Source organism: Streptomyces sp. NPDC006197 (assembly GCF_040613865.1).
In the GTDB taxonomy this organism is placed as follows: domain Bacteria; phylum Actinomycetota; class Actinomycetes; order Streptomycetales; family Streptomycetaceae; genus Streptomyces.
Map to the genome: position 1 here is coordinate 1 of NZ_JBEXSZ010000295.1, position 1906 is coordinate 1906.

Annotated in this window: 1 protein-coding gene and 1 pseudogene; one reads left to right on the forward strand and one right to left on the reverse strand. The window is 60.1% G+C overall.

Annotated elements, in window-relative coordinates; genetic code table 11:
• Window positions 1-661: 661 nt before the first annotated feature.
• Window positions 662-1495 (forward strand): hypothetical protein, encoded by an 834-nt coding sequence (locus ABZ318_RS39535; protein ID WP_356907244.1) that lies wholly within the window; start codon window positions 662-664, stop codon window positions 1493-1495.
• A 210-nt stretch (window positions 1496-1705) separates the two neighbouring features.
• On the opposite strand, the pseudogene ABZ318_RS39540 reads toward ABZ318_RS39535, so the two are convergent.
• Window positions 1706-1786, reverse strand: a pseudogene (locus tag ABZ318_RS39540) (IS5/IS1182 family transposase); the annotation flags it as partial.
• Window positions 1787-1906: the final 120 nt, after the last annotated feature.

The following is a 1906-nucleotide window of genomic DNA, read 5'->3' on the forward strand; positions in this document are numbered from 1 at the left end:
CCCGCGAAGCTCCTGGCAGACACGGACGATCTTGGTCGAGAACCCGTCCACCAGGAGCTTCATCGTTGCACAGGACTGCCCAACTCGCCTTCCACGCCGTCACCTCGGAAAAGACTCACTGCGCCACCACAATTTCAAGTCCAGCAGACGCTCCCTTTCCTGCTCGCTCATGGCAACGAGGCAGAAAATTGGCGAATAATTTCAATTTTAACGCGCGGTTCGGAGTCTCATACCGCGTTTCGATAAAGTCGCACCCTTTCGAGTCGCAGCCATTCAGGCTTCGTGCCACGATTGTTGTGGGTCGAACATGGGATGGCGTCCCGCCAGGTGGCGCAGGGCATCAAGGCGCCAGAATCCGAACGCCTGGGACGACGCCCAGGCTCTGTCGGGTGCCCAACCTGCCCCGCCGGAACACCTCACGGGCCGCCTCCACGGAGACCACCATGGGCCTCCTACCAGAACGCGCAGCGCTTGACCTTCCAGATCGCGTCATGGGGCACGATCGAGCATATTGGAGAGCCGACTGACTCGTCGAAGTGAAGCTCGCGCAGGGTTCCCATCCGAAACCTCGTCGGACTCACCGCCTGCGGGGAACTTAGCCCCTAGCCGGCCCTGAAGATGAGACTCCCGCTAATTCCAGTCCCATGAAAGGGTAAATGCAATGTTCTTCTATGACGATATTACGGGGGCTGGCGGATCAGGGAAACTTGACGCGTCCGGTGACTACATCCACATGAAGGACTTCCCGCCCGGAAAATTCAGGAGCTGGGCGATTATCGTATCCCCCGGCAATGGTCGGCTGTTCTTCTACAACAACAACGCGGGAAGCGCGGTTGCCGCGTCGGGTCGACTCGACGACACCGGAAAATACGTGAAACTCAAGGACTTTCCAGCCGGACAGTTCGGACAGTGGACCAACATCGTGCCCCTTGGCGATGGCCGGCTCTTCTTCTACGACTCGATCACCCGGGCCGGCGGATCAGGAAAGCTTGACGCGTCCGGTGACTACGTCCACATGAAGGACTTCCCGCCCGGAAAATTCGGGAACTGGCATTCGATCGTATCTCCCGGCGATGGCCTGCTTTTCTTCTACAACAACAACGCGGGAAGCGCGGTTGCCGCGTCGGGTCGACTCGACGACACCGGAAAATACGTGAACCTCAAGGACTTTCCAGCCGGACAGTTCGGACAGTGGACCAACATCGTGCCCCTTGGCGATGGCCGGCTCTTCTTCTACGACTCGATCACCCGGGCCGGCGGATCAGGAAAGCTTGACACATCCGGCGACTACGTCCACATGAAAAACTTCCCGCCCGGAAAATTCGGGATCTGGGTGGATATAGTGTCCCCCGACAGTGGCCGACTGTTCTTCTACTACGGAAACGCGGGAAGTGCGGCTGCTGCGTCGGGCCGGCTCGACGAAACCGGAAAATACGTAAAACTCAGGGACTTTCCACTCGGACAATTCGGACAGTGGAACCACATCGTGGGTTGACCGGGCCATCACGGAAATCGGATCCCGCTCGTGATCGAGGTGGGGCCCGATTCTCAAGCGATCAGGTTCAGCCTCGCCGTTTCGCTTGCGTGCGGCTGCTGTCGAGACGGAAAAGCGAAAGTGCCTTCCTGACTCAAGACGATGAACCTTCCTGGGATTCTACCGTCCAGGCGGAGGGCACTCTCTGCGTGCAGGGAGTTCTTTCCAACCTCACGCTAACGCGTGGTGAAGGACGAGCACGGCCTTCACCGCGTCGGTAATTCGGTTGGTGCTGCAGCGTAGCTTCCGCAGGGGTGTTAGGTGCCACCGCGCCGCCGGCGCGTCCCGGGCTCCGCCGCCCGACTGGCGGCCGGCCGGTCAGGAACCGCAAGGTGCGGCCGGACAGATCGATCGAGGACGGGTGCGCAAGCC